Genomic DNA, 3,644 nt, shown 5'->3' on the forward strand with positions numbered 1-3,644 from the left:
ATGATCAGTTCATCGACAGCATCGCCGGCGACGCCCGCGCGTTCCAGCGCGGCACGGTTGGCGGCGGCGCCGAGCTGGGCGGCGCTCATGTCCTTGAAGTCGCCGAGGAAGCCGCCCATGGCGGTACGCGCGGCGCTGACGATGACGATGGAATTCTTGTTCATGGCGGCCTCCTTATTTCGCAGCCATACGGATGGCGCCGTCGAGGCGAATCACCTCGCCATTGAGCATGGCGTTCTCGACGATATGGCGCACCAATGCGGCGTACTCGGCCGGACGGCCCAGACGCGGCGGGAACGGCACGGCGGCGCCGAGGGAGGCGCGGACCTCCTCGGGCATACCGGCCATCATCGGGGTTTCGAAGATGCCGGGAGCGATGCACATCACGCGGATGCCATGACGCGCCAGTTCGCGGGCGATCGGCAGGGTCATGCCGACCACGCCGCTCTTGGACGCGGCATAGGCGGCCTGACCGATCTGCCCGTCGAAGGCCGCCACCGAGGCGGTGTTGATGATCACGCCGCGCTCGCCCTCGGCATTCGGCTGCCCCTGGGCCATGGCCTCGGCGGCCAGGCGCAGCATGTTGAAGCTGCCGACCAGGTTGATGTTGATGGTCCGGGCGAAGCTGTCCAGGCCGTGCACGCCGTTGCGGCCGATGACCTTCTCGGCCGGCGCCACCCCGGCGCAGTTGATCAGGCCGTGCAGGCCGCCGAACGCCTCGACGGCGGCGCTCACCGCGGCGCGGGCGTCTTCCTCACGGCAGATGTCGGCCCTGACGAAACGGGCCCCCTCGCCCAGTTCCTCGGCACGGGCGGCGCCGGCCTCGGCATTGATGTCCACCAGCACCACCTTGCCGCCCTGCCCCAGCAGTTCGCGGGCCGTGGCCAGGCCCAGGCCGGAACTGCCGCCGGTGACCAGGAAAACGGAATTCTCGATACGCACGTTGTTGACTCCTTGGGATCAGTGAGCGGCGGCCGTCTGGGCCCTGGCGATCTCCTGGTTACGCAGGAGGAAGCGCTGGATCTTGCCGCTCGGGGTCTTGGGCAGCTCCGCGACGAACTCGATCTCGCGCGGATAGGCATGGGCGGACAGGCGCTTGCGCACGTATTGCTGCAGCGCCTCGGCCAGTTCGGCGTCGCCCGTGTGGCCGGCATGCAACACGACGAAGGCCTTGACCAGTTCGGTGCGCTCCGGGTCGGGCTTGCCGATCACCGCGGCTTCGATCACCGCCGGGTGCTCGATCAGCGCACTCTCCACGTCGAAGGGGCCGACCCGGTAGCCGCTGGTGGTGATCACGTCATCGGCGCGGCCGACGAAGCTGATGCTGCCGTCCTCGTTCCGCTCCACCGTGTCGCCACTCAGATAGTAGTCGCCGACGAAGGCACGAGTCGGCATGCCCTGATAGCCGGGGAACCAGAACAGCGGCGAGCGCGGCATGTCCAGGGCGAGGATGCCGGGTTGGCCGACCGGCAGTTCGCGCTGCTGCTCGTCCAGCACCACGACGCGGTGACCGGGCATGGCGAAACCGGCGGCGCCGAGGCGCACCGGATGCTGCAGGGCGTGGTGATTGCACAGCACCATGCCCAGCTCGGTCTGGCCGTAATGGTCGTGGATGGTGCAGCCGAGGCCCTCGGCGAACCAGCGGATCACCTCCGGGGTCAGCGGTTCGCCGGCGCTGCTGACGGCACGCAGTTGGCCCTTGAGCGCGGCTTGCACCTCGTCCTTGGCCGCCAGCAAAAGGCGGTAGGCGGTGGGCGAGCCGGCCAGGTTGGTGATGCCGTGCTCGCGAATGATCCGGCAGGTGCTCTCCACGCTGAAGCCGCCTTCGTAGAAGGTGGTGGCATGACCCATGGCCAGCGGAGCGGTCACCGCGTAATAGAGGCCGTAGGCCCATCCCGGATCGGCCAGGTTCCAGAACCTGTCCTCGGGGCGCAGGTCGACCGCATCGCGCAGGTAGCTGACGAAGGCGACGATGGCCTTCAGCGGTACGGCCAGCGGTTTGGCCAGACCAGTGGTGCCGGAAGTGAACATCAGCAGGAAGGGATCGGACGCCTTGCGCAGCACCGGCTCGAAGTGGCCTGGCTGGCGCTCCAGCTCGGCCCAGAAGTTATCCCCTACGCTCAGCAGCGGCGGCGCGTCCTGCACCTCGTCGAGCTTGGCGCGATTGGCCAGGTCGGTGACCAGCAGTTTCGATCCGGCGAGCCGTACCCGGTGTTCGATGGCCTTGGGCCCGAAGGCGGTGAACAATGGCTGGTACACCGCCCCCGCGCGCCAGGTACCGAGGATGGTGATCAGCAGCTCCGGCGTGCGCGGCAGCATGCCCGATATGCAGTCGCCAGGCCCCACGCCGCGCGCCTGCAGCAGGTTGGCGAAGCGCGCCGAGGCGTCCTTGAGCTGGGCGAAGGTCCAGCTGGCGCGCGCGCCGTCGCGCCCTTCCCAGACCAGCGCGACGCGCCCGGACTCGGCATGGCGGTCGCAGCATTCGACACAGGCATTGAGGGCCTCGAGGTCACCCGCCAGGGTGCTGGAAGCGGCACTGGCGTAATCGAACTCGCCGGCAGCGGTGAAGTAATCGCGCATCGGGTAGCCTCCCGGATTGTTTTTGTTGGAGTAGCGCGATGCTCGCGCCGGCGCTGGCCGCCGGCAATGTCGAAAGTCGTCGATCGGCCCGAGCGTTTTGGACAGCGCCTGCGCGCAAGGCGCCGACGAACTGCCAGGAGCCGTCAGTTTTTCTCAGTCCGGATGATGCAGGGCGCGGTACTGCCCTGGCGTGGTGCCGGTCCACTTCCTGAACGCCTTGTAGAAGGCACTGGTGTCGGCGAAGCCCAGATCGAAGGCCAGCTCGGTGAAGTTGCTCGCCCCGGCGTCCAAGCGAGCTATGGCGAGGTCGCGGCGCACTTGGTCCTTGAGGCCCTGGTAGGACTGCCCCTCCTGGGCCAGCTTGCGCCGCAGGGTCGAGGAGGCCATGAAGAAATGCCCGGACAGCGCGTCGAGATCCGGCCAGCGCTCGGGCTTGAGGCTGCGCAGGTAGGCCTTGATCCGCGCGCCGAGACTCTGCGGATCGCGGTAGCGCACCAGGATGTTGCCCGGCGCGCCGGCGAGAAAGCGCTTGAGTTCGCGCGCGCTGCGCCGCACCGGCAGGGCCAGGCAGTCGGCGTTGAGCAGCAGGCGGTTGTGCGGGCGGTCGAAGCGCAGGTTGTCGCTGAACATCACCCGGTAGTCGCCACAGTAGCCCGGCGCCGGGCCGCGCAGTTCGACGCCGAGAATGGCGATGCGCCGCCCCACCAGCCAGCAGGCCAGGCCGTGCAGCATCAGCCACAGGGTGAAGCAGGCGAAGGCCCGTGCCGGCCGCTCGCCGCGCTCGTCCAAGACTATCTGCACCAGGCTGCCCTGGCGCTCCAGGCGCGGCTGCAGGTCGTCGAACACCAGGGCGAGGAAGCGCAGCATGCTCTCCAGCGCCGCGCCGAGGTCCGCCTCGCCGAGGACCGCATGGGCCATATAGGCGAAGCTGCCGGACTTCATGCGCCGCGCATCCATGCCGAAGAACTCGTCGTCCATCGCCGCGGCGATGCCCAGCCACAGGCGCGCATAGGCCTGCGCCGGGACCCGCGCGTAGGGCCGCAGCAGCTGCGCCGGGGCGATGC

General features: G+C 68.8%; 3 protein-coding genes and 1 pseudogene. All 4 read right to left on the minus strand.

From position 1 onward, the window contains the following. Nucleotides 1–164, minus strand: a pseudogene (locus tag N878_RS26870) (acetyl-CoA C-acetyltransferase); the annotation flags it as partial. Nucleotides 165–174: 10 nt separating this feature from the next. Next, a complete protein-coding gene (locus N878_RS15060; protein ID WP_021444450.1) occupies nt 175–942 on the minus strand; it encodes a 3-hydroxyacyl-CoA dehydrogenase in 768 nt (255 codons plus the stop codon). Between the two features lie 18 nt (nt 943–960). Then, entirely contained in the window at nt 961–2,580 is a 1,620-nt protein-coding gene (locus N878_RS15065) for an acyl-CoA synthetase (RefSeq protein WP_021444451.1), read from the minus strand. Nucleotides 2,581–2,733: 153 nt separating this feature from the next. Continuing rightward, nucleotides 2,734–3,644, minus strand: a 911-nt coding sequence (locus tag N878_RS15070; protein ID WP_021444452.1) for an AraC family transcriptional regulator, incomplete at its 5' end; no start/stop codon positions are given.

It is taken from the genome of Pseudomonas sp. EGD-AK9, assembly GCF_000465935.2.
Lineage (GTDB): Bacteria > Pseudomonadota > Gammaproteobacteria > Pseudomonadales > Pseudomonadaceae > Aquipseudomonas.

Coding starts and splice junctions, on each gene's coding strand:
- N878_RS15065 (WP_021444451.1), bottom strand. CDS start 2,580: ATGCGCGATTACTTCACCGCTGCCGGCGAGTTCGATTACGCCAGTGCC.